Source organism: Kolteria novifilia, from assembly GCA_007748055.1.
In the GTDB taxonomy this organism is placed as follows: Bacteria; Planctomycetota; Planctomycetia; order Kolteriales; family Kolteriaceae; genus Kolteria; species Kolteria novifilia.
In genome coordinates this window covers 1665414-1690833 of record CP036279.1, presented here as the reverse complement: position 1 = coordinate 1690833, position 25420 = coordinate 1665414, and the positions used below count along the sequence as shown (strand labels likewise).

Genomic DNA, 25420 nt, shown 5'->3' with positions numbered 1-25420 from the left:
GATGTCTAATGAAGCATGCTTGTGCTACGTTCGAGTCCCGCACGCAACTGATCAGCGTATTCCTGGAGTGCTCTCGCCGCATCAGCATCAGAAATACCAGGGTTCAGCTCTATGATCCCATCCAACCTCTTGTTGATTGCAGCATTGTACTTTGGATGAGATCCCAGATGCTGAAGACGTCCTAGTCGAATCCCGTTGTTGGCGCCGTTTATGTTGAAGCCGCCGCGAGCAGCACGCTCTACTAGGTCATGATTGCGACTTTCAAACGGAATGATATGGTGCGTTTGCCCACCACTCCCGGGGACTGATCTTCGAAGTGCTTGTCTAGCAGACGTTCCGCTCTTGCGTAGTTGCTGAACATAACTATTGTGCACCAACGTCCCAACGCTGCCCACGCGGTAGACGTGCTCGTTGTGGACTTCGAGATTGTAGACGGCCTCGGTTGAAGAGCGTGGCGTGATCGAGGCGACGGTGGTGCGGCCGTGAAGGGTGTCGAGGGTTTCGCCGACTCGAAGCTGGCCAACAGGGATGAAGGCGTTGCGTTCGACGGACCAATAGCGGTGATTGTCGGTGACGCCGGTGGCTTCGGATTGGTTGGCGAGGCGGAGATCGACGATGTTGCCGGCGGCTTGGTGAATGAAGCGACCGGTGACGACATTGCCGTCGCCTGGTTCGATCGCCGGACAAGGAGCGATGGCGGTGATGACAGCGGGGCCGTGGGCCCCCATCTCCTCCAGGTCGAGATGAATCGTGTCGCCGACCGTAGCCTCTTGAGCCTCGAGCCACGCCAAGGGCCGCAGTAGCTCGATATCGAGACGGCCGCCGTCCGCTTTCGTCATCCAAAGCGTGACGTGCCGCCATGTCTTGGCATCGGGTTCGGCCGTCGGTTCGACTTCGCTACGATCGGGGTTCGTGCCGACCACCCGTTCGCCGAGGCGAATCTCTTCAATGCCCTTCGTGGGAAGTACTGGAGTGTTGCTAGACGCGACGGCGATAGGAGAGTGATCTGGGCTCGCGGCAGAGGGTTGCGGATTTCTCGCTCCAGCAAGGAACAGCGATCCCGCGAGAGCCAGGCACACGGCAACCCACGCAAAACGGCCACGGCGCGTTGTCGGCGGCTCGGACACTTTCGGTGATTCGGTCATGCTCACCTCTCCCTCCCGACTCTTGTGAGTCTCCTCGGGCGATGGCGGTTTGTCAAGAAGGGTCACCGCTGCCTTGGCTCGGACGGGTTCGGTGCAAGGGGCCGGCTCGTCATGCCATGAAGCCTCGTCGTCAATGTCCTCCTCCCACGCGAAGACGTCGTCATGCCGCGAGATTCGTTCCGCGACATCCCTTGCGAGGCTAGTCGGCGATCGGTCTCGATCGTTGAACGGATCTTCGGAAAGTTCCGGATCCTGGTCGCCGAAGACAGCATCCGTGAGGTCTTCCCGTTCCTCCCGCTTCTTGCGCTTGCGATCGGGCAGCAGCCCCGCTCCGGCCGCCGCGAGAGCGACAAAGGCACCCGCAAATAGATAGGTCCTCATCTCCTCACCGCTCGGGCCGACATTAGCCACGATCGGCTTGTTCCAAAGTTCCGGCTCCCCGTTGGCCATGACGACGGGTGTGCCCGCGACGAAGCAGGGGCACCAGCCGAAGAACTTCTTGACGGACTTTGGTACTCCCATGGTGTTTAAGACGGCTCCACCAAGCCCAACGCCATCGGCAACGTCGAAGTCCCCATTGATGATGTGGTAGCCGGTTTGGACATGGTCAAAGGCATCGGAGACAACCATGTAGCCCTTCACGACCTTGGCGACCCAAAGAGGACCACCGACAGGAGTGAATGACAACGCAAATTGCGCACCGGTGCCTGCCACTTGCCCAGCTTGATAGGCGCCGCTATTGGGGTCGATACCGTCGTTGGCGTCGAAGTATTCACGAACATACCAGGTACCGTTGAACGTCAATGTATCCGCCCAGCCGGCGGCGAAGTTGGCGGTCTCATCCAGTGTGGGGATCCAAGCGGTCCAGGTTCCTTGCTGTGGCGGGATGGCGTAGTTCGCAATCTCATCGAGTTCCATCTCACTGTACCACGCGTATTCGAGGTCCATGGTGAGAATAATACCATCGTGCTCGTATTCCTTTTGGACGAGTTGCCCCTCCTTGTTGGCCTCATGAATCTTGTCGGCCTTTCTCTTGCCGATGTCCGCGGCTTCGATCGACTCTTCCAGATTGATGTCATTGATCGCTTGCTTGTATTGGACAACTTTCGGCGAAGTGAACGTGAGCCACCAAGAGTCATTGGCGGCGTTGCCATCGACCAGGGCCTTGCTGGCCTGGGCGTCGGCCAGATTCCTCGTCTTGGCGGCGTCGGCGTTGCCGCGAACACGCGTGGCGTCCTCCGACGCCCTGGTGTCGTCGAGTGTTCTAGCCGCCTCGGCGACCGATTCGGAGTACGACTTGTTGGCCGTCGCTTCGGCCTGGGCGAACTGAAGCCCCGCCTCGGCCATGGCGTCGTTGTAAGTCTTGGCAGACTCGGCCGCACCACTCACCCAGGTGACCGCCGCGCCAGCAACCGCGTTCTTGTAGGTTTCGGCGGCCGACGCTTCCGATGAGGTTTGAAGTTGAGCCTCAACTGCGGTCGTTGTCACGTACGTCGTGAAAGCGGACGACTCGTTGGTGGCGAAGGTCTGCCACGCGGACGCAACATTCGTGTAGTAGGCCGCCCACGCCTGCGCCACGTTGGCGGCTTCCACATTGCCACCGGCGGCGGCTGTCGCCGCTGACGCTTGGGCAGCCGCGACTGTGCCGACGTAGCCAACCGCAGCCGAAATGACCGAACTCTCGTATGTGTTCAGCGCCGTCGACATCGAGTTCGTCCAAGTAACTCCCGCCGTCGCCATCGCATTGGCTTGCGTCGTCGCGGCAGTCGCCTCCGAACCGACCCAAGTCGCCTCCGCCGCGGCGAGGGCATTGCTCAGCGTTTGATCGGCGGCGGCCAAGGCATCCGCTTGTGCTTTGGCTGCTTCGGCAACGGTATCGTCGTAGGTCTTCTGGGCTTCGATATAGGCGGCATCTCTGGTCGGCGCTGCCTCCCCGACGGTGGCGTTGTACTCATCGGCGGCGTCGACGAGAGCGTTAGCGAGGGTAAATTCCGCATTCGCGAGGGCATTGGCGAGGGTGAGCCCGTGCTCGGCAATCGAGGTTGCCAATGGAAGCGCGAGATTCATGTAGTCGAGATCGAACTGAGCTCGTTTCTCAATGTAGGTGTTCTCAAAGGTGTTTCCGGCAGTCGCCTCGGTTATCTGGAACGCTTTTCCCGCGGCAGTCACGGCGCTCGCGAGTGCGACCGATTCCGACTGTTCCGATTCGGTGTAGGCGAGCTCGTGTGTTTTGATCGCATTGAGGTAGTCGAGCTGTGCTGCTCGACGCGCGAGTTCGTTCTCCTTGAGGAGAGTGTTTCTCTCATCGTTCGTCGATGCGTCCCCAATCGCGTCAAAGTAGGCATCGTTCGCATCGTTGACCGCTTGTGCGTAGGTCTCGCCCTCGGTCTCGTAGTGACCATTGAGCGTTCGTGCGGCCGATTGCATCGCAGTGCGGAATGAATCGATGGCGGAATTGATCTGACCTTGCTGAGTTTCTCTGGCACCATCGATCGCGTCATGCAACGTGTTCTGTGGCTGGACGAGGTCAGCCTCAAAGTTGGCGATGAGTTGGTCGACGGCCGCGTCGAAGGCTGCATTCAATCCCCCGACGGTGTTGTCATACGTCTCCTGGGCGGTGGTGGTCGTGGACTCGTAGGCAGCCTCGGCATCAGCAACGTCGCTGTCGTATTGAGCCTGCGCGATGGCTACGACATCGTCGAAGGTAGCATCGGCGGCCGCCTGGGCATCTGCCTGAGCGGCCGCTGCATTTGACTCGGCCGTTTGATAGGCATCGTTGGCTGCTTGCACGGCGGACGCATGGGCGCCCTCAGCGGCAGCGACGGCATCATCACGTGTCCCATCCGCGTCGGCGAGAGCGGCGGTGTAAGCATCGCTGGCCGACTGCGCAGCCGTATCATAGGCATCGTTCGCGCCATCGAGCGTTGACTCGAAGGCCGTTCCCGCCGATTCGATGGCCGTTTCCAAGGCCGTGCGAGCGGATTCGAGGGTTTGCTGGTATCCCGAATCGTACTCCGCCGCGGATGGGGCATAGATCGCGTTCGGATTGGCGGCGATCACCGCGTCACGCGAGGCTTCGGCCGCCGCCACGGCGGCATCGTAGTCGGCTTGATAGAGGTCGACATAGGTCTGGTAGTTCTCCCATGCGTCCTCCTCGGCCTGGCGATAGGTTTCGGCCGCCGCGTCAATAGCATCGCGGAGTGTCTGTTCGGCTGCGGCGATCGCACTATCGTAGGCCTCATCCGCATCGGCGATCGCCGCTCGATAAACCTCGCTCTCTTCTTCATCGGTCTGGTCGAACTGCAATCGCGCGTTCGCGACCGCCGCTTCATAGGTGTCTTTCGCCGACTCGACGGATTGATTGTACGTTCGTTGGGCATTGGAGACTCTCGTCTCGTACGTTGAGTCGTTTTCTTCGACGGCGTCTTCGTAGGCGTCCTTTGAATCCCTCAGTGCCTGGCTATACGCTTGTCCATTCGCCTCTTCAGCCATCGAGTGCATCCAGTTTGCCAACTCTACACCGCTGCCCAATGAGAGAGTCAACCAAGCCGCGAAACGGTCTTGCTCGAATCCGATCTGCGCATCTCTGAATTCTTCGTTGAGATCCTCAAGATCGTCATCTAGACCTTCCTTGATGGCCCTGATCTCTTGTAGGAACTGCTGGTGTTGCTGAGCCCACGGATCATCTGTTTCGACTGCTGGGTCATCTGGTTGCGTCGCCGCCATGGGCGCGAACAACGGACCGGCTCCGCCAACCCCCGTGCTTGGGAGGACGAGTGCTTGTTGCGTGCCTTGCTCGAGAGTTTCTTGATCAACGAAGGCTGAGTCGAACGTGGGAGGTATCCCCTGCGTGATCGCCAACGGTGCCATGAGAGGAGCCGCCATGGGGGCTACCGCTTCAACCGTGATCGTCACCGTGGCGACGTTACTTGTCGCAATCCCATCACTGACGCTGTAGGTGAAGGAGTCGGTGCCCGAGAATCCCGTATCGGAGACGTAGTCGAAGGATCCACTCGCATTGAGAACAAGAGTGCCATTTGCAGGGCCCGTCACGACTGATGCCAGAATCTCATCGCCATCTCGGTCGTAGTCGTTGTTAACTAGGCCCGTGCCGGAGCCATTGGAACCGCTGTTGCCTAAATCCCATCCGTAGACGCTGAGCGTTTCACCGCTGTCAACGACAAAGCTGTTGTCTGTCGCAACGGGGGCTGAGTTAACCACGTTGATCGTGACGGTGGCGAGCGGACTGTCCAGAAGTCCGTCCGACAAACGGTACGTAAACGTATCAACACCAGTGAAACCCGGATGTGGCGTGTAGGTGAAAGATCCTTCGAAACTCATGCTCAGCGTGCCATGCGAGACATCGTCGACGACGGTGATCTCAAGAGCATCTTGCTCGGCATCACTGTCGTTGTCGAGCACAGATACTCCATCGTTGTCGACGGCGACAGCGAATGCCACGAGGGTTTCGTCGTGCTTGACCGTGTAGTCGTCATTCACCGCTTGCGGTGCCGTATTGACGACATGGATGGTCACGGTCGCGACATTGCTGTCCGTGACACCGTCTGAGACCGAATAGGTGAACGAATCGGTGCCAACGAATCCAGGCGTGGGCCGATAGCCGAAACTGCCATCCCCCAATAGCGACAGTGTACCGTTGGAGACGTCACTTACGAGTTCCACCGTGACCGAGTCGTCGTCGACAATTTGGTCATTCGATAGAACACCGAGCTGACTCCCGGTGCCGTACCCGTAGCCGTAGAAGAAGCGGTTGTAGTAGTCGTCGAGATAGCCTTCCTCAGTCTCGAACTCAGTCGGTTCAGGTACTTGAAGGCTCCGATCATGTGCGACGGTAAAAGTGTCATTCTGCGCAACGACTCCTTCGTTGGTCACATTGATCAAAACGGTGGCTAGTTCACTTTGGTAGGTTCCGTCAGTGGCCCGATACGTGAAACTGTCGACGCCGACAAACCCGGGATTCGGATGATAGGTGAACGAGCCATCTGGTTGGAACTCGAGCGTGCCATTGGCAACATCGTCGACCAGGATCGCGGAAAGAGAGGCACCGTTCGTGAACGAGTCATTGCTTAGGACACCGTAGGTTGGAACACCCCCAGCGGACGATGCGCCGTCCTCATCATCTTCTATCGGCGCGGCGACATTGAGCACGTTTCCGTGGACCAGGTCGAAGGAGTCATCATTGGCGACAATGTCACCATCGGAAACGGTGATCGTGACGGTGGCATCATTGCTCTCGTCCGAGCCGTCTGTCACTCGATAGGTGAATTGATCTGTCCCGACGAATCCAGCGTTGGGAGTATACGTGAATGATCCCGAATCACTGAGATTAAGGACTCCGTTACTCACGGAAGCAACCAGAGACACGTTGAGATGGTCGCCATCCGGATCGGAGTCGTTCGAAAGAATGGACTCAACCGGCGAGTCCTCATCGAGGGGAACTACTAGGGCTGAGAGCTGGCTGTCGTGGAGTATCGTATACGCGTCATCGGTTGCGATGGGGACACCGTTGCTAACGTTGATCGTGACGATAGCAATGGAGCTTTCGAAGATTCCATCCGTCGCCTTGTAGCTGAAGGTGTCGATTCCCGTGAATCCAGCGTTGGGTCTGTAGATAAAGGTGCCATCCGCGAACCATGTGAGAAGTCCGTTCGATGGGGAGTCGACGAGAGTCGTCGTCAATTCCTTCTGGTGATCGTCCGTGGCACTGTCAAGCAAGGAACCGTCGATAACGACAGAGTTGCTTTCGCCTTCTTCGCCTACCCCAAGATCTTCATGTCCGAACCGCAAGGCAGTGTTGTCCGGAATGGTGTAGGCAGCGGACTGAACACCGATCACGTTGCCGACCACGTTGATGGTCACGGTCGCGGCGTTGCTCTCGGAGATGCCGTCTCGGACGACATAGGTGAAGCTGTCCGTTCCTGCAAAGCCATGATTTGGTGAGTAGATGAAGGAACCATCGGAACGAAGGGACAAGGCACCGTTTGTTGGCCCCGAAACGAGAGACACGAAGGAAGGTTCTTCGTCCCACGAGTTGTCGTTGTCCAGAACCGTCCGAGTGTCGTAGGCGAAAGAATCTTCCTCGCCGCCCTGTCCATCGTCCCCGTCAACACCAGGATCGACTCCGGCAAAGAGCCGTTGGCCGGCTGGAACGCTGAAGCCGTCATCGGTGGTTGACGGAGTTTCATTCGTTGCATTGAGCGTCACCGTGACGGGACTGGACGAGAGCAACCCGTCCGATGCCTGATAGGTGAAGGAATCGGTCCCGGTGAAACCTTGTCGTGGAGCGTAGACAAACGAACCGTCCGCGTTGAGTTCAAGGAGCAGACCGTTGGACGGAGCTGCAACGAGGACTGCCGTCAACTGGTTGCCGTCACTATCCGTGTCATTGCCGAGAACCCCAGGAATGACTGGATCGCCAGGTTCAGCAGCATAACCTGCACGGAAGAGTTGGTCGTGCACGATGGTGTAGGAGTCCGCATTGCCAACAGGCGCGGCCCCATTGACGAGGATGGTCACGGTAGCCGCCGCACTATCGCGTGTTCCGTCATTGACCTTATAGGTGAAGCTGTCCACGCCGACGAATCCGAGGTTGGGTTCGTAGGTGAATGAGCCATCGGTTGCGAAAGACGTGAGCGTCCCGCTCGCCGGGCCAGCGACTAACGTCGCTGTCAGCGTCAGGCTCAGGGGACTACTGTCGTTTTCAAGTAGTCCGTCGTTGCCCGCAACGGAATTGAGGATGGTGTCGTGCAGAATGAAGTATTCCTCACTCTGAGCCACGGGAACGCTAGAGGCGACATCGATGGAGACTGTAACTACACTGCTGTCGGCCACACCGTCTGAAACTAGATAGGTGAACTCATCGACACCGACGAAGCCTACATTGGGTTGATAGGTAAAGGAGCCATCACCTGCAAATGCCGTGATGGTACCATTCGCTGGCTCGGACACTCTAACCGCGTGGAGTGAATCATCGTCCGCATCCGAGTCGTTCGCAACCAAGCTCGAGGCACCGACAGCAACGACGAGCGGAGTCTCCTGGTACGCCGAGTAACTGTCCGCTACCGCGACGGGGGCGGTGTTTCCGATTCCAATGGTGACCGTCACAACCGAACTCTCACCCACGCCATCACTCACCTTGTAGGTGAAGCTATCAGTGCCAACATGGCCTGCCTCAGGTTCGTAGATAAACGAGCCGTCGGCTTCAAATTGAACAAGTGTTCCGTGCGTCGGATCAGTGACCTTGATCGCCGTAAGTCCATCACCGTCCGAGTCCAAGTCATTGCTGAGCAGACCGACCTCCGGAACAACCGACAACAACTGTCCGTGGCTGGTTTCAAAGGAATCGGCGTTGGCCACGGGGTCATTGTTCGTGACGTCGAGAGTGACGGTGACGATGCTGGACGTGCTGACGCCGTCACTGGCCATGTAGGTGAAGCTGTCGGGACCGACATAGCCCGGTGTCGGGGTGTAGACGAACGAGCCGTCCTCCTCGAGGTCGACGGTGCCGTGCTGGGCATTCGTAACGAGTGATGCGGTCAGAGCGTCCGATTCGGGATCGGAGTCATTGACCAACACGCCATTCGCAACGGCAACGTCCAAGTCTCGGTCGTGGATGACCGAGTAGGTGTCGGCTTGTGCCTCGGGAACGCTGTTGGACACCGACAACGTCACCGTGGCGAGACCGCTGTCGGTCACGCCATCGAAGAGCGTGTAGGTGAACGAGTCGGCTCCCAGGTAACCGGCGTCGGGCGTGTAGGTGAACGAGCCATCGGTCTCCAAGGCGAGCACACCATGCTGGACGTCGGAGACGATCGTGATGGTGAGCCCATCGTTCTCGCCATCGCTGTCATTCGCGAGGACCCCACTGCCGGCATCGATCGTGAGTGCCTGGTCATGCAAGACGCCGTAAACATCATCGGCGGCAATCGGGGCGGTGTTGGTGACGTCGAGGGAGACGGTCACGAGATTGCTTGTTTGGAGACCATCGGAGGCCTCGTAGGTGAAGCTGTCGGAACCGACGTAGCCGGCGGCCGGCGTGTAGATGAACGAACCGTTGGCAGCGAGTGCCAGTGTGCCGTGTTGGACGTCGGTGACGAGCGCTGCCGTGAGGGTGTCATTCTCGCCGTCGGTGTCGTTGCCGAGGACGCCACTCGCACCGACGGTGAGCGTTCGGTCGTGGTAGAGGCTGTAGCTATCGTCGACGCCCACGGGAACGGTGTTGGTGACATCGATCGTCACGGTCGCGACGCCGCTCTCATCGAGCCCATCATCGACCTTGTACGTGAAGAAGTCGGCGCCGACATAGCCGGCGGCCGGCGTGTAGAGGAACGAACCGTCCGCGGCGAGTTCCAGCGTCCCGTGGGCCACGTCGGTGACGACGACGGGGGTCAACGGATCGCTCTCGGCGTCGCTGTCATTCGTCAGGACACCGGCCGCGACGACCGTTAGCGGTTGATCGTGAACCGTGCTGTAGCTGTCATCGGTGGCGATGGGCGCGGTGTTGACCACGGTAAGCGTGACGGTGGCGACGAGACTGTCGACGGCGCCATCGGAGACCTGGTACGTGAAGCTATCGGGACCCGTGTAGCCTGCGGCGGGCGTGTAGGTGAAGGAACCGTCGGCCGCCAACTCCAATAGGCCGTGCTGCACATCCGCGATCACCGTGGGCGTCAACGCATCGGAGTCGGCGTCAGTGTCGTTGGCGAGAACTCCTTGAGCGATCGCGATGACGTTCGCGCGATCGTGAACGACGGTGTAGGCGTCGTCGGCGACGACCGGGTCGGTGTTGGTCACGGTGAGCGAGACGGTGACGGTCGCACTCTCCTCGGCCCCATCGGAGAGCTTGTAGCTGAACGAATCGGCGCCGACATAGCCGGCTGCGGGGGTGTAGATGAACGAGCCGTCGGTTTCGAGTTCCAGCGATCCCTGCTGCACATCGGCGACCAAGACGACCGTCAGCGCATCGCTGTCGGCGTCCGAGTCGTTGGCCAAGAGACCGCCCACGACATCACGAGTCAGCACGCGATCGTGGAGGACGCTGTAGCCATCGGCCACGGCGACCGGTGCGTTGTTGGTCACCGTCAGGGAGACCGTCTCTGTCCCGCTCTCCTCGGCGCCATCGAACAGCCTGTAGCTGAAAGAATCGGATCCCAAGTAGCCCGCCGCGGGGGTGTAGGTGAACGATCCATCGTCGTCGAGGTCGAGAACACCGTGCTGAACATCGGCGACGAGGATCGCGGTCAAGGCATCACTGTCGTCGTCGTTGTCGTTGGCCAGAACGCCGCTGGAGGCATCGATGGTCAGCGTTCGGTCGTGGATGATGTCGTAGCTGTCGGTGGCGCTCACGGGAGCGGTATTGGTGACCGTGATGGTGACGGTCGCCAGATTGCTTTCCAGTGCCCCATCGTTGACCCGATAGGTAAAGGTGTCGGTTCCGACGAAGCCGGCGCCGGGAGTGTAGGTGAAGGTGCCGTCGGCGTTCAGCGGGTCTAGCGAGCCGTGGGATGGTCCGCTCGCGAGGATGGCGTTCAGCGGGAGTTGGTTGGGACTTTCGTCGTTGGCAAGGAGGGTGGGAGAGCCGTAGCCATCGACGGAGAGCACCGTCCCCTGGTGAACGCTGTAGCCATCATCATTGGCCGTCGGGACGCTGGCGGGATCGCCCACCACGATCGTGACGAGGACCGGGTCGCTCTCCTCGGCGCCGTCGTTGGCCTTGTAGGTGAAGGAGTCGACGCCCTGGAATCCGGTGTTTGGCGTGTAGCTGAAGGTGCCGTCCGAGTAGAACCAGTTGAGCGAGCCGTCGCTGGGACCGGCGACGAGGACGGCGGTGAGCGGATCGTTGTCGGCATCGGAATCGTTGTCGAGGACGGACTCCGATGAGTGGACCGTGCCTCCTCCATAGCCGTACCCATATCCGTAACCATACCCATAGCCGCCGCCGCTGCCGGCTTCGAGAGAGGAGCCCGCGGGAATCGTGTAGCTGTCATCGACGCCCACCGGTGCCGAGTTGGTGACGTTGATCGTGACCGTGGCCTCGGTACTTTCCGCAGCGCCGTCGGAGACCTTGTAGGTGAAGGTGTCGGTACCGACGAAGCCGTTGTTGGGCGTGTAGTAGAAGGAGCCATCGCTCGATAGATAGGAGAGATTCCCGTTCGAGGGACCGGCGACAAGGGTGGCCGTCAGCGATAGCTGATCGGGACTCGAGTCGTTGGTGAGCACGCCCGTCGAGCCATAGCCGTACCCATAGCCACCGTAGTTGCTGGCATAGAGCGTGCCGCCCTGATGGACCGAATAGCTGTCGTCGACGGCAACCGGTGGGCTCGTGCTGTTGGCGACGTTGATCGAGACCGTCGCGGTGTTGCTGTCGTCGGCGGTGTCGTTGACCTTGTAGGTGAAGCTGTCGGGGCCGACGTAGCCGGGGTTCGGCGTGTAGCGGAAGGTGCCGTCCGAGTAGAACCAGTTGAGCGTTCCGTGACTGGGGCCACTGACGAGCTGGGAATAGATGGGGTCGTTGTCGGCATCGGTGTCGTTGACGAGGACGCCGCTGCTGCTCCCGCCGTACCCATAGCCATAACCGTAGCCGTACCCATACCCACCACCGCCGCTCGTGACATCGAGCGTCGTGTCGTGCATCACGTCGAAGCTGTCGTTGACCGCGACGGGTGCCGTGTTGGTGACATTGATGGTCACGGTCGCGACGTTGCTCTCGTTGACGCCGTCGCGGATGCGGTAGGTGAAGCTGTCGGTGCCGGTATAGCCGTAGTTGGGATCGTAGGTGAAGGAGCCGTCGGAGTAGAGATAGAGATAGCCGTGCTGGACGTTCTGAACCCGTTCGACCCATGAGGAGCCGTTGGCGGTGTCGTTGAGAAGAACGCCGCTGGTGCTGCCACCGTAGCCATATCCGTAGCCGTACCCGTAACCATAGCCGCCTCCGCCGCCCGTTTCATCGAGCACGTCGCGATGGTGGACGGAGTAGGCATCGTCGTTGGCGATCAGCACGGCCGTGCCCGTCACGGTGAGGGTGACGGTGGCGATGTTGCTCTCGGCGGCGCCGTCGGAGACTTTGTAGGTGAAGCTGTCGGAGCCGATGAAGCCTGGGTTGGGAATGTAGACGAACGAGCCGTCGGCGTTGAAGGTGTCCAGCGATCCGCTCGATGGACCGACGACGAGTTGGGCGAGTAGCGAGTCGTCATCGAGATCGGTGTCGTTGCCGAGCAGACTCACCGGGTCGTTGACCACCGCCCCCGTGCCATAGCCGTAGCCGTATCCATACCCACCACCGCCGTAGGTCGCTCCCCCCGCCGCGAGCACGTCCCCGTCCGGGACTTCGTAGCTGTCATCGACCGCCACCGGCACGTTGTTGGTGACACTGAGATTGACGGTCGCGACACCGCTCTCGGCAACGCCATCGGTGACCTTGTACGTAAAGCTGTCCGAACCGACGTAGCCAACCGCGGGCGTGTAGGTGAACGAACCATCTGCGGCGAGCGAGAGCGTCCCGCGTTGGACATCGGCGACGAGGATCGTCGTGAGCGGATCGCTGTCGGCATCGGTGTCGTTGGCCAGCAGGCCCGCGGCGGCGACCTCGAGCGTTGTTCCCTGATGGAGGTCGTAGGTGTCATCCACCGCCAACGGCGGCAGGTTGTCTCCCTCCAGGCGGTTGGTGATGATCACCTCTTCGGGGAGACCGTTCCCCCACCAAGAGAGCCGGACCCGGGCAGCGCCCGTCTGCTCGCGGTACTCGAGCTTGATGTCGTACTTCGACCCAGCGCCGAGGTTGATCACGCCGGTATGGTTGGTCAGCCCGACGCTGTCCCACGCATCGATGATGAGCTGGTCGTTGACCCAGAGCCGGACGCCATCGTCGGAAACGAGATTGAAATGCGTGTCGCCGGAGATGCGAGCTTGCACCTGGCCTGTCCAGCGGACACTGAAGGTGTCGGCACCGATCGAAGCATCCGGAGAACCGCTCGCCCAGTCGAAGTCGATGACCGCGTCCTCGCGCGTGAAGACGTGGCTGGTGAGATTCTCGTCGTCGTAGTAGCGGCCGACCAAGCCGTCGCCATTGCCAGCCACCGAGTTGGGGAGCAGGTAGTTACTCGTGATGATTTGGGGGGTTGGATTGCCGGTCCGCGACCAGCGAAGCTCGATCTCCGGGGAACTCGAGCGATCGACGTACTCGAGTCCGAACTCGTAGCGTTTGCCCGCCTCGAGCGCGATCGTCGCCGTCCGTTCGATCGCCCCGCCGCCGTCGCGATCGAGATCGTCGATGATGAGCTGGTTGTTGACGTAGAGCCGTAGCCCATCGGGTGCGGTCACGTGGAAGGTGTAAGTGTCGGTCGCGGGAGCGATGATCTGACCGGTCCAGCGAGCGCTGAAGCCATCGGTGGGGACGCGCGAGTGCGGACCGAGCGTCGTCCAGTCGAAGTCGATTGTCTCATCAACCCGCGTGAGCAGTTTCTCGCCGAACTGATACTGGAAGTATTCGGCGGTCAGGCCGACAACAGCGGCTTGCGTGAAGCCGTCGTAGAGCCTGCCAACGGGGACGACCTCGGGTGTCCCTTGGGAGGGCTTCTGCCATGACAGTGTCACGAAGGCATCGCCGGCGTTGTCGCGGTAGTCGACGATGACGTTGGCTCGCTGGAAGGCGGCCAGGTCGATCGTCCCCGAGACTTCGCCGGGCGTCGTCTTGTCCCAGGCATCGATGACGAGTTGGTTGTCGACCCAGAGCCGAACGCCTTCGTCGCTGTTGAGCAGGAACGTGTAGGTGCCGCTCTCGTCGGGTTCGACCTCGCCCTTCCATTGGACGCTGAAGCCGTCGGCGTTGATCCCGGCAGTCGGGGCCCCGCTACCCCAGTTGAAGTTGATCCCCGCATCGAGTTGGGTCGTCGCGTTCGAGGCGAGGAAGGCGTCGTTGTGGTAGGTCGCCGTCAGTCCGCTGCCGCTGCCGCCACCGCTGCCGACCGAGATCATGACCGTGGCGAGGCTTTCCTCGGCGCCGTCGCTGGCCTTGTAGATGAAGGTATCGACGCCGTTGAAACCGGTATCGGGCGTGTAGCGGAACGTGCCGTCATTGTAGAGCCAGTTGAGCGTTCCGTGACTGGGGCCTGACACCAGGATCGCGGTGAGCGCATCGTTGTCGGCATCGGAATCGTTGTCGAGAAGCTTCTCGGGGGCGGTCGTCACCCCGCCGCCATAGCCGTAACCGTAGCCATACCCATAGCCGTATCCGTAACCGCCTCCGACCCCCGCATCGAGTGTGGTGTCGGCAGGGATGCTGTAGGCGTCGTCAACGGCGTTGGGAGCCGCGTTCGTGACGTTGATGGTCACGGTGGCCGTCGTGCTTTCGACCGCGCCGTCGGAGACCTTGTACGTGAAGGTGTCGGTACCGACGAAGCCGTTGTTGGGCGTGTAGTAAAAGGAACCATCGCTCGCCAGGTAGGAGAGATTGCCGTTCGAGGGACCGGCGACGAGGATGGCGGTCAGCGATAGCTGATCGGGGCTCGAGTCGTTGGTGAGCACGCCCGTCGCGCCATAACCGTACCCGTACCCACCGTAGTTGTTGGCATAGAGCGTGTCGGCGTGGTGGATGGAGTAGTTGTCGTCGACGGCGACCGGCGGACTCGTGCTGTTGGCGACGTTGATCGAGACCGTCGCGGTGTTGCTGTCCGAGACGGAGTCGTTGACCTTGTAGGTGAAGCTGTCCGAGCCGACGTAACCGGCAGCGGGCGTGTAACGGAAGGAGCCGTCCGAGTAGAACCAGTTGAGCGCCCCGTGACTGGGACCGCTGACGAGTTGTGCATAGAAGGTGTCGTTGTCGGCGTCCGAGTCATTGGCAAGCACGCCGCCACTTCCACCATAGCCATATCCGTACCCATAGCCGTAGCCCCCACCGCCCGAGACATCGAGCGTGGTGTCGTGCATCACGTCGAAGCTGTCGTTGACCGCGACCGGAGCGTTGTTGGTGACGTTGATCGTGACCGTGGCTTCGTTGCTCTCGTCCGTGCCGTCAGTCACCTTGTAGGTGAACGTGTCGGTACCTGCGAAGCCGTAGTACGGGCTATAATTGAAGGAGCCATCGGAATAGAAGTAGAGATTGCCGTGCTGAACGTTCTGGATCCGCTGGGCCCACACCGATCCGGAGACGGTGTCGTTCAGCATGACCCCGCTGACGCTGCCCCCATAGCCGTATCCATATCCGTAGCCGTACCCATAGCCGCCGCCACCCGAGACATCGAGCGTCTCCCCATGCTGGACCGAGTACGAATCGTCGACGGCCGAGAGCGATCCCGACGAGAGGAACATCGTCAGCGGTTCGGTGGCGAGGTTCGCCCCCGCGTCCTTGGCCCCCGACGCTGTCGCGGCAACGCTGGAACTGGGAGTGGCAACGGCTGGATCGACCGAGACAAGCTCGCTCGTTGTCAATGACTCGACACTTAGCCCAGCTCCATCCGAACTCGACCCTTCGTCGCTGCCTGCCCCATCGGACGACCGGGGTTGCTGAACGCGGGCGCCTCCACTGCCAGTTCCCCCGCCAGCACCGCCCGATCCGCCGGCCACGGCGATGATGGACTCGGTCGGCCCAGGCAGTTCCGCACGAACCGGTTCGGCCCCTCCTTGGTCTCCACGCGGTCGCTGCCGCGATCCCGACTGACTCGTCTCGGGCTCTTCAGCGAAGAGATCGGCAATCGGATTGAAGGGATCGGGCTCATCCGCCTGCTCGGCGGTCGTGGTCTGATTGTAGAAGAGGCTCGGGTCGATCCGGGGTGGTTGCGGCGAACGCTTCTTCGACTCGGACTCCGATTCTTTGCCGAGCGTCTCCTCCCGCATGGGGTCGCCCATAAAGAACGGCAGATCTTCGATGGGTGGGAGGTTCCTGGGTGGTTGCTTGCCGGCGACGCTCTCCTCCTCGTTGACGGCCAGCCCGTTCCAGAGCCCGTAGAGCGAGGGGAGGAACGGAATCATCGCATAGATGTTTCCGGAAGGCGCCGAGCGTTGCTCGAGCGCTTCGACCCCAAGTGGTGGAGTACTTGCCGTGCGAGACGTTTTCCTCGGACGTCGATCCGTACGAGCTTCCGCTGGAAGAATCGAGAAAGGCAAGCGCATACCGGTACCCCTCGGCATTAGGAATGGAGAGACATTCCGCCCCGCGAACGAATGGTCAATCAATAGAAAGTGAGGAAGGTCGACATAGACGCTTGCCACTGACTAAGCAAAGACAGCGTCGACACTCGAGGCGAATTCGCCTCAAGCCCTGCGCGCAAACACTATGAGCAGACCTTCCTGGCGCCCATCATCCATGAACCCACAACTCGCTTCGAAGTCCTTGAAGCGATTCGCAACTCCACAACGAAAAGTTTCGGTCCCCATCGTCCCGCCGCTACAGGCAGGTCCGTAGTCGAGCTTCGATCGATTCCCGCTGTCACCCCGGTTCAAGCGATCCCAGCTAGTGGGACGTTATCTTGAACCCAATGGTTCATTCACTTTGAGCTCGCCACCGCACTGTCTGAACGGTGACACCCAACTCAAGAAACGGAAACTTCGGTCGCAGCATAGCACTCTCGTAAGGAAAGAATCGAGAGCTACCCCAACGTGATTCGACAGCCGTCCCAAGTCGGTTCCCCGACGGCGATGGTCAGCGTAGGGAGCCAGCGTTTGGTCCCGAACTGACGCGATGATATCGTTCACGAAATCAGATCGAGCCTAGCGTCCGCTCCCGGCCTGACATGCAAGAATTCTACAACAAACGTACTGGCACCAAACACGGATGCCGTAAACCTTGAATTGCAAGGGGTTACGTCGCCAAAAACTTTCCATGAACGCGAGATCTCGACCGTCCCGCGATACCATGTTCAACCACCGTCACCATTCCCTAGAAGAACCGCCAAGCGTCTGGAAGACTCACCATGCGGACATAACCCATTTACTGTCATCCGGTTACAAGGATCGCAGGCTTGGTTGCCACAAGATCGGTGTTGTTCACTCGGCTGGGACCACATTGTTGACGGCGGTTGAATGTGGTAACGCTGGGGGGGATTCGCGGTACCTCAGCGAGAGGGGAACCGCTTCCTCCACTGATTTTGAGAGGCCTTCGACTTGGTTGATCCTCTCAGCAAGATCCCCATGAACGGCGTTGGGCATGGACGCCACGTCCCTTGCCGCCACCTTGAACCGCCGGAGGAACTCCTCCGCCTCCTTGCGAACTCCGGAACAATCGGGACCAAAGTCCCCATCTTCCCAAGTCGCAACAAGACGTGAATGAGCGCCACCATTTTCAACCGCCGCGACACAACCCCAGCGCCGCCATTTTCAACCGCCGTCAACATGGTTTGATGGTCTTTGTGTTCTCGACGGAGATCCCGATGTCGATCGGAAACTTGCAGCCGGATGCCTGCGGAAGTGCCCTTCGTTTTGGGGTTTTGTCATCGCAGATGGGTGCTCAACGCCTGACGGCATCAGAGGAATCGGCACAGAGAGCCGTACAGGCACTTGAGTGGTCGATGATGCTCGGCGACAAGGGCCATTGGCTCATCAGCGGTCAATGAACTGCGACTTCGAGCCTCTGACGAAATCTGTTCAGTGTCTTTTCTGGCAAGATGCGTCGGGCTCGCAAGAACGTAAGTCGTACCAACTCCGCGTCTAGAACCGCGCGGTGAACAGGTTGCATGCTCCATCCGTGAGTTCGCGCGATGGTCGATAGCTTGAAGTCCTCCGTCTCATTCAACTCTCGCGCGAGCATTACCGTGTCAATCCATTCCAACGACAGGCGACGACGAATCGAACCGCTGGCGATGGCCGACTCGAGAACAGCGGACTCGAAGCGAACGTTGTGTGCGACGAGTACCACTTCGTTGGCCATGGGAAGCCATCGAAGGAACCGGTCGACCACGCAATTGGGCGGAAGAGCTCCGGCAACAAGGTGCTGCTGGATCCCCGTGAGTCGTGACACAAACTTCGGTATCGGGCGTCCAGGGTTGGCGAAGGAGTGGAAGCGTGAAGTGATCCGGTCAACGTCGACCGCCGCTATTTCAAGCAGATGAGCATTTGGCGGCAGTCCCGTTGTTTCCGTGTCAAGAGCAACGAATCGCATGATCGAATGTCCCCAATTTCTACCGACATGCAGCTTGTTGGTATGACCTGCATGCTTCCGGCCGCAGCGCTGGGATTCCTTCGAGATCTACACTTCGATCGCTTCTCTATCTCAAGTCGGGATTGAACATGTTCCCCCCCCCACGCGTGTGGGGACAACTCCAGGTTGCGGAGGATCTGCTTTGCTACAACCGGTTCACCCCCACGCGTGTGGGGACAACAGATACATGTGGTGGCCCAGGACATATCCTTTCGGTTCACCCCCACGCGTGTGGGGACAACGCCCCGGCGTACCTCCGTCCCATCCAAGATAAACGGTTCACCCCCACGCGTGTGGGGACAACCGAGTGATCGAGGCCGAGCGGCTGTAGGTTCCCGGTTCACCCCCACGCGTGTGGGGACAACTCAAGTGGCCGGGTGGGCCGATGATGTTAATCGTCTTCACCCCCACGCGTGTGGGGACAACTCCCCCTTTGGAGGAAGTGGACAGATGAGCATCGGTTCACCCCCACGCGTGTGGGGACAACCGTCCCGTTTTGGTACTCGGTCCAAGTGCGACCGGTTCACCCCCACGCGTGTGGGGACAACACGAGCTGAAGCCTTTCCATCTGACGCAATGGCGGTTCACCCCCACGCGTGTGGGGACAACTACGTAGAACGAATTCATGGGGTCATCTCCTCCGGTTCACCCCCACGCGTGTGGGGACAACGTTTCGACTGACGTGTCGGTCATGCGTCAGCTCCGGTTCACCCCCACGCGTGTGGGGACAACTGCTGGTGACAGGTAATACGCAGCGGCGTTTCTCGGTTCACCCCCACGCGTGTGGGGACAACGACAAGGCTTGCGGTCACGTGCTCGGCATACTGCGGTTCACCCCCACGCGTGTGGGGACAACCAAAGAGTCTTCCCGTTGCCGCGCCAGATCACCGGTTCACCCCCACGCGTGTGGGGACAACGCCAGGCCCGTCTTTTCCCCTCCGCGTCGCATGCGGTTCACCCCCACGCGTGTGGGGACAACGATGCCAAGTGTCAGACGCTGGAGTGAGTCTACGGTTCACCCCCACGCGTGTGGGGACAACTCGATCCAAGGCCGCACGTGCGCCCTCTAGATCGGTTCACCCCCACGCGTGTGGGGACAACGAAGTCCTCGACATCTGCCTTGGCCCTCTTGGCGGTTCACCCCCACGCGTGTGGGGACAACTTTAACAGGTGATGGGTGATCACATTTCGACCACGGTTCACCCCCACGCGTGTGGGGACAACGTGTCGTCACGACTTCTTGGTAGGGAACTTTTCGGTTCACCCCCACGCGTGTGGGGACAACTTTAGTCTCCCCTCTCGTCGTAACTGAGAATCCGGTTCACCCCCACGCGTGTGGGGACAACATGACCGCCGTCGACGAGCAAGGCGAGCACCTCGGTTCACCCCCACGCGTGTGGGGACAACCCAGCCACCGTCTAAATCTCCCGACAGTCAGTCGGTTCACCCCCACGCGTGTGGGGACAACTCGATGTCCGCGGACTTGCTCGTCGCGACGACCGGTTCACCCCCACGCGTGTGGGGACAACGCGTCGGCAAGCTTCTGTCGCTCGATCGCAATCGGTTCACCCCCACGCGTGTGGGGACAACCCGCATCCCTTGATTTGGGCGTGCGGGCATGGCGGTTCACCCCCACGCGTGTGGGGACAACAGCCGAGTTTCGAGAAGTCCATTCGTCGGTTCCGGTTCACCCCCACGCGTGTGGGGACAACGTGGCGTTGGCCTCGATCCACCGTTCGGCTTTCGGTTCACCCCCACGCGTGTGGGGACAACAAGCTCGTTCACCGCCCGTCCGACCAATCTCACGGTTCACCCCCACGCGTGTGGGGACAACTGAGTCGGTCGCGGCGAGCGTGAAGGTCGTCCACGGTTCACCCCCACGCGTGTGGGGACAACGTTTTCTCGTTCCGTCAGATTGACCCACCGGTGCGGTTCACCCCCACGCGTGTGGGGACAACGTTCTTCGTGATCGCGCGACCCTCGATCAACTGCGGTTCACCCCCACGCGTGTGGGGACAACGTCGTCGCTGTAGCCCTCCTGTCGGGCCGTCTCGGTTCACCCCCACGCGTGTGGGGACAACTCCCGGGCCCACGTGTACTCGCTCGAGCCCTGCGGTTCACCCCCACGCGTGTGGGGACAACTCAATTTGACTCCACGTCCGAAACGTCGTTGTGCGGTTCACCCCCACGCGTGTGGGGACAACAACTCTGCTAGGTAGTCCCGCATCTCGATTTGCGGTTCACCCCCACGCGTGTGGGGACAACAAGAACGGCTGATCCTTAGCCTCGAAGATCGTCGGTTCACCCCCACGCGTGTGGGGACAACTAGTCGCTGTCGAGCTGGATCAGCTTGACCTTCGGTTCACCCCCACGCGTGTGGGGACAACATAGCGATGGTGGCCCTCCCGGCGTGAAACATCGGTTCACCCCCACGCGTGTGGGGACAACTAGTCCCCACCCTCGGGGCGGAAGCCATCTACCGGTTCACCCCCACGCGTGTGGGGACAACAGGAGCCAACTCTTCGCACGCTCGCCGGCCTGCGGTTCACCCCCACGCGTGTGGGGACAACTCGTTGAAACGGTCCTCTTTGTGCCGAACACGCGGTTCACCCCCACGCGTGTGGGGACAACTCGCTAAGTCCGTGTCCCACAGGTCGGTGTCGCGGTTCACCCCCACGCGTGTGGGGACAACTGATGCGGCTCGGGCTGCGTCTCGGGCTGCGGCGGTTCACCCCCACGCGTGTGGGGACAACTGATGCGGCTCGGGCTGCGTCTCGGGCTGCGGCGGTTCACCCCCACGCGTGTGGGGACAACTTCTTGTTTTCGGCGGCGGAGCTCGACGAGCCCCGGTTCACCCCCACGCGTGTGGGGACAACTCCGCACTCCCGACGTCTGAGGGCTCGATGAGCGGTTCACCCCCACGCGTGTGGGGACAACTTGCCTTGACGGCTTAGAGGATATCCAGATACTCGGTTCACCCCCACGCGTGTGGGGACAACCCCTGCAAGTACCCCTGGATATGCCACTCGTGCGGTTCACCCCCACGCGTGTGGGGACAACCGCTCGGGGAGATACTTCGCGTATCGCCCATGCGGTTCACCCCCACGCGTGTGGGGACAACAACAGCCTCGACCGGAGTTCCTCGATCCCCTTCGGTTCACCCCCACGCGTGTGGGGACAACACCGTGTTCGAGTTCTCGAAAGAGCAGGACGGCGGTTCACCCCCACGCGTGTGGGGACAACGCTCCACCTCTCGCGGGTCTTGCCGTCGTACTCGGTTCACCCCCACGCGTGTGGGGACAACATCAGGACAAGCCCTGGCGACGTGGAGACACCGCGGTTCACCCCCACGCGTGTGGGGACAACGCCAGGGTCGACCGTTGGTGGCCCGGCCATCTACGGTTCACCCCCACGCGTGTGGGGACAACTCTTGCCTGCCTGGTTCTGTGTGCGTGCGCGCCCCGGTTCACCCCCACGCGTGTGGGGACAACGCCACATCTAGTTTTGGGATATCGTCCGTGCCACCAGATGTAGACCCTCGATGTCGACGAGTCGACGTTGTGGTTCGCCAAAGACACGGTAGGCAAACCCTTGCTCGGTGTTGGCTCGCCAGATCTGAACACACGTTCCTCCCTTGGCGCCGTCAATCGCTTTGGCCCAAAGCTCGTCACGGACCCTCGCGCTCATGCGACCAAGGAATGTCCCGGCCCTCGGTTCGATCATCCAACGACTCAAGTCCCCCCTTAGACTCGGAGGGACTCGCTCCAGTATCATCACGACCATGCAGCACCTCGTCGATGTCTCTGGGAATGCTCTCGAGCAAACGCTCGGTCTGAAAGAAGTCACGGCAAGCGAGCCGGGCCCGACGCTCCACGTGGCGCCCATCCTCCGCGACGACCCGGAATGCCAAGGGGACGATGTGGTCGACCTTGTAGAGGTCGGCGACGTCATAGACGAAGGAAAGCATCTTGCCGGTGTGGACGAAACCGAGCGCGGGGGAGTAGCCGATACTCGTGATCGCCGCGTGAACCACACCGTTGAGGCAGGAACTTGCCGCCGAGAGAGCGCGATTGAGTGGATCGGCGGTGCCCCACGCGGTCGGATCGTAGTTGCGTCCCTTCCACTCGATCCCGAACTCCGCTGCCCAACGCTGGTAGGCGGATCGGACCCGATGGCCTTCCAAGCCGCGAATCTGTCGGATGTCCAAGTCGGCATCGAGCTTTTCGTCAAAGCGCTTCTCGTACATCCGGCGCACGACGCCATGCCGGAGTCGGGGATGGGTCGCCAACTCGGCCTGGCGAATCAGCCGAGCCGAGTGATAAGTTCCCCCTTTGCCGTAGCAGTACATGCGAACTCCCGTCTCGCCTACCCAAGCGACGAGACAATCGCAGTCGGCCAAATTCCTGATCGCGGCGTGAGAGATTGTGGTCCCCGGACCCAGCATGAGCAGTGCGAGGTCCGCCGCCGGCACGGGAATGGACTCGTTCTTGGTGACGAAGGCGATCGACTTGGCGTCTTGCTCGATGTGGCCCTTTTCGAGGTAGAGGTAGGACAGCCGATCGCGAAAGAGGGCTAGCTCGGTGAGTCTTCTCACGGGCTTCCTCCCGCTGGAGCTACACTGAGCAGGCCGAAGCCGAATGCTTTGGCCGATCCGATCCCCGCTTCGATACTCGCGATGAACTCGGTCGGGTCGGTGACTTGCAGGACTCCCTCGAAGCGAACGGCATGATGATGGGTCGTCGAGCCACCCTTGCGACTGGAGACGCGACCGACCGGATCGGCGCGAACGGTTTCGATGGAGAAGCCCCCGGAGTCCCCTTTGCGCCGGAGCCAGTCGATCTGGTCCTGATCGCGAAAGAGACCGTGTCGTTTCCCCTCGCGTTTGACGGTCGGGTTGGCGAGGAGTCGAAACCGAAATCGCCGGCCGATCGGGATGGGGACGGCGTGGGGATCACCGTCGGTCGAATCTGAAGAGAATCGAATCGGGGTCGTTTCGGCATTCGTGTAGTCGGCCTTGACTAACGACGACCAGTCCGGTTCCTTGTCGGACTGTGCGAGGACGATGGGCGGCCCCTCGTCCTGGCGGGTTTCCAAACGAAACAGGACACGACCGGGACCACCGGCTTCCCGATCGGGAAAGCCGCGCAGGAGTGTGCGGTGTAGTTCGTAGGGAGAACCGACGTCCCGAAGGACTCCGCGGTTTCGTGGATTGAGCGTCAGTCGGCTAAGGTACATCGTTCGAGTCTCCTATGGTTCGTAGCCGGGGGCGGGGAGCGTCTCACTCGGGTTGTCGATCCAGGCAGTTCGGACGTAGCGAAGGGCGAAGGAGCGGCGATCCGAGACAAAGGTGTTGGGGTGGTCGCGTCGCACCTCTCCCTCAAGACGATCGTTCGCCTCGAGGACGAGTCGTAGACGCTCCGGCGGGTTACGCTTGGGACGACGCCATGGTTCGGCGCGCAACACGGACTCGACGTCATTCCCATCCCGAGGCCCATCGGGATCGAAGACCGGCAGGCTGGGAACAAAGGCCTTCCGTCCCAGGTAGAGTGGGAAGACCGGGCGTTTGACCGCCTCGTGCAGCCGCCCGATCAGTTCGTCCTCTCCCGACAACGCCACGAGGAAATCCGCATCGGCGAGATAGTCGCGGTGGGAGATGACGGTCTCGGGTCTTGCGCCATTCACTTTGGCGACTCCGTAGTCACGTCCGTTCAGCTTTCCACCGCCGGCCGTATGAAAGTCTCGCTCGATTCGGCCTTCCCGATTGACGCGAATTCCCATCCCGAGAGAGCCAAGATCAGCAAGCGGCTCGTCCCGCGACCGGCCGAGGGCAGCGCAAAGCACGCCGACGATTCCGCTCTTGCTCGGTTCGAGCCCAGTATCGCGATGGGAAAAGCGACTCTGTGTCCCCCAGCTTTGCATCGGGGCGACAAGGCGCAACAGAAGAACACTCATGAGGCCTCCTTGTCGATGCTCACGTGGTCGAGAACTTTCCTCATGACCTCGTCAAACGAACCGCAATCGTACTCTTTGGTTGCTTCAAGCAAACCGTCGGGCTCCGTGGAGCAGATCGCTCCGGTGACAAGATCCTGATTGCCGTAGACGCGCGTCAGATTTGCCCAGTGGGTGTCCAATGCCTTGATCGAATTGGCCACAAGGCTGTCGTTGCCGAATGGACGGATGGGATTTTCGAATGCGTTGGCGAGAGACAGGAGCCCACGATTGCGCACGACCGCGAAGATGAACGAGGGGCGTTGGTGAGCGGCCATGCTGTTTTGCTTGCCGGTCGGAATCGCCTCGATCGATGCTTTGAGAAAGGCGCCGATCGCTTTCCTGGCAAGCTGCTCGTCCTGCTGTAAGTTGCTCATGAGTTGTTCAGTGTTGATGTTCGCGTAGCGATAGAAGCACGAAGAGTTGAACTCGACCGTGCCCATCATGCCAGCACCCGCATCATCGTTCCGTGTTTTCAAGTCGTCGACGGCTGTAAAGAAATCCATCTCCATGTCGACCTTGTTGGTAGAGATGGCATGCGCGACTTGGGATGCTGCGTCGATGTTCTTCGAAGGTAGATTGGCGAGCATTCGTCCGAACAAGGCCAAGTCGGCCGCCTTGCCGCCGTCGAGGACGTTGCCGATGGCTTCCTTGATTTCCTTTGCCGCTTCCTTGGGCAAGGGCTTCTTCCCTTTGTGCGCCGCAAGCTTGTCAAAGTTGCTCGACAGCACCGCGGCCAGTTCGGTGATTTCCTCATTGCCCAGAAAGAGGAGGTATTGAGTTGCTCCAGATTCATCGACCTTGAGCTTTTGGGTTTCAAACGCGAGCGAAATCACGCGGTCGATTGTTGCGTCATCGGCGTCGACACGCTCCGAGATCATATCGGCCAACTTCTTGGCCACTACAAGCGATCGTGTGGCGCGTTCGCTTTCCGCAAGTAGATCTTCCGTCTCAAAGGTCGAGCGGATGGCTCGCTTGAGACATTGGCTGCTGATACGGGCACGCCGGTAACCGCCAAAGCGGCAGTCCTTGGGCGTATTCGTATCGTCGCGGTTGAGGCATGAGGGAGCGAAGTTCTGAATGAGGTGTAGTTCGATAAACATGAGAATTTCCTTAGTACGAGTCACTGGATACTGAG

At 60.5% G+C, this 25420-nt stretch carries 8 protein-coding genes and 1 CRISPR repeat array; of the genes, 1 reads left to right on the top strand and 7 read right to left on the bottom strand.

Annotated features, from left to right (window positions below):
- Positions 1-5 precede the first annotated feature (5 nt).
- Positions 6-16130, bottom strand: a complete 16125-nt coding sequence (locus Pan216_RS06260) for an Ig-like domain-containing protein (protein WP_145256334.1) — start codon at positions 16128-16130, stop codon at positions 6-8.
- A 1289-nt stretch (positions 16131-17419) separates the two neighbouring features.
- On the opposite strand from Pan216_RS06260, the gene Pan216_RS06255 reads away from it, so the two are divergent.
- Positions 17420-17710 (top strand): hypothetical protein, encoded by a 291-nt coding sequence (locus tag Pan216_RS06255; protein WP_145256331.1) that lies wholly within the window; start codon positions 17420-17422, stop codon positions 17708-17710.
- Here the strand turns inward: Pan216_RS06255 and Pan216_RS06250 are convergent.
- From Pan216_RS06250 to cas7e, 6 genes are all read right to left on the bottom strand, one after another.
- Positions 17704-18255 carry a 3'-5' exonuclease gene (locus Pan216_RS06250; RefSeq protein ID WP_145256328.1) on the bottom strand — a complete coding sequence of 184 codons (552 nt, stop codon included), beginning with the start codon at positions 18253-18255 and terminating at the stop codon, positions 17704-17706. The two genes, Pan216_RS06255 and Pan216_RS06250, sit on opposite strands and share 7 nt — an antisense overlap.
- Positions 18256-18446: 191 nt before the next feature.
- Positions 18447-21785: direct repeats of the CRISPR family, unit length 29 nt; unit sequence CGGTTCACCCCCACGCGTGTGGGGACAAC.
- Positions 21786-21792: 7 nt separating this feature from the next.
- Complete coding sequence (gene cas2e, locus Pan216_RS06245; protein ID WP_419193324.1) at positions 21793-22017, bottom strand: type I-E CRISPR-associated endoribonuclease Cas2e; 225 nt, start codon at positions 22015-22017, stop codon at positions 21793-21795.
- A complete protein-coding gene (cas1e, locus tag Pan216_RS06240) occupies positions 21962-22888 on the bottom strand; it encodes a type I-E CRISPR-associated endonuclease Cas1e (protein WP_145256322.1) in 927 nt (308 codons plus the stop codon). The genes cas2e and cas1e overlap by 56 nt, the downstream gene beginning before the upstream one ends.
- Complete coding sequence (cas6e, locus tag Pan216_RS06235) at positions 22885-23529, bottom strand: type I-E CRISPR-associated protein Cas6/Cse3/CasE (protein WP_145256319.1); 645 nt, start codon at positions 23527-23529, stop codon at positions 22885-22887. Before cas6e ends, cas1e begins: the two co-directional genes overlap by 4 nt.
- Before the next feature lie 12 nt (positions 23530-23541).
- Positions 23542-24246 carry a type I-E CRISPR-associated protein Cas5/CasD gene (gene cas5e / locus Pan216_RS06230; protein ID WP_145256316.1) on the bottom strand — a complete coding sequence of 235 codons (705 nt, stop codon included), beginning with the start codon at positions 24244-24246 and terminating at the stop codon, positions 23542-23544.
- The gene (cas7e, locus tag Pan216_RS06225) at positions 24243-25385 is read right to left on the bottom strand and encodes a type I-E CRISPR-associated protein Cas7/Cse4/CasC (protein WP_145256312.1); all 1143 of its coding nucleotides are present in this window, start codon (positions 25383-25385) and stop codon (positions 24243-24245) included. The genes cas5e and cas7e overlap by 4 nt, the downstream gene beginning before the upstream one ends.
- Positions 25386-25420: the final 35 nt, after the last annotated feature.